The organism is Streptomyces sp. BE20 (genome assembly GCF_036322525.1).
Classification (GTDB): Bacteria; Actinomycetota; Actinomycetes; order Streptomycetales; family Streptomycetaceae; genus Kitasatospora.
The window spans coordinates 1-761 of sequence record NZ_JAQYWW010000872.1 but is presented as its reverse complement, the minus strand read 5'-3'; the positions used below and the strand labels follow the sequence as shown (position 1 = coordinate 761).

Sequence of the window (761 nt, the reverse complement as noted above, 5' to 3'; positions counted from 1 at the left end):
TCAGCTGGTGCGGCCCTTGGCGTCGAAGCGGCGCATGCGGTCCAGGACGGTGTCGGCGGTGGGCTGGTGGAGTTCGTCGACGATGCGGCCGTCGGCGAGGAAGACGACGCGGTCGGCGTAGGCGGCGGCGACGGGGTCGTGGGTGACCATGACGACGGTCTGGCCGAGTTCGCGGACGGAGTTGCGCAGGAAGGAGAGGATCTCGGCGCCGGAGCGGGAGTCGAGGTTGCCGGTGGGTTCGTCGGCGAAGACGATGTCGGGCTTGGAGGCGAGGGCGCGGGCGCAGGCGACGCGCTGCTGCTGGCCGCCGGAGAGCTGGCTGGGGCGGTGGGAGAGGCGGCCGGAGAGGCCGACGGTGTCCACGACGCGGTCCAGCCACTGCTTGTCGGCCTTGCGGCCGGCGATGTCCATCGGGAGGGTGATGTTCTCCAGGGCGGTCAGGGTGGGGAGGAGGTTGAACGCCTGGAAGACGAAGCCGATGTGGTCGCGGCGCAGCTGGGTGAGCTGCTTGTCCTTGAGGCCGACGAGTTCGGTGTCGCCGATGGTGGAGGAGCCGGAGGAGACGGTGTCGAGGCCGGCCATGCAGTGCATGAGGGTGGACTTGCCGGAGCCGGAGGGGCCCATGATGGCGGTGAACTCGCCCTGCGGGAAGGTGACGCTGACGTTGTCGAGGGCGACGACGCGGGTCTCGCCCTCCCCGTAGACCTTGTTGAGGCCGGTGGCGCGGGCGGCCGCCCGGCCGGTGCGGACGGCGGTTGCGG

Annotated in this window: 1 protein-coding gene; it reads right to left on the bottom strand. The window is 71.2% G+C overall.

The genetic code is table 11. The annotated features are described in order from the left end of the window. The coding region (locus PUR61_RS19080; RefSeq protein WP_329880163.1) for an ABC transporter ATP-binding protein at nt 1-761 on the bottom strand (761 nt) is incomplete at its 5' end.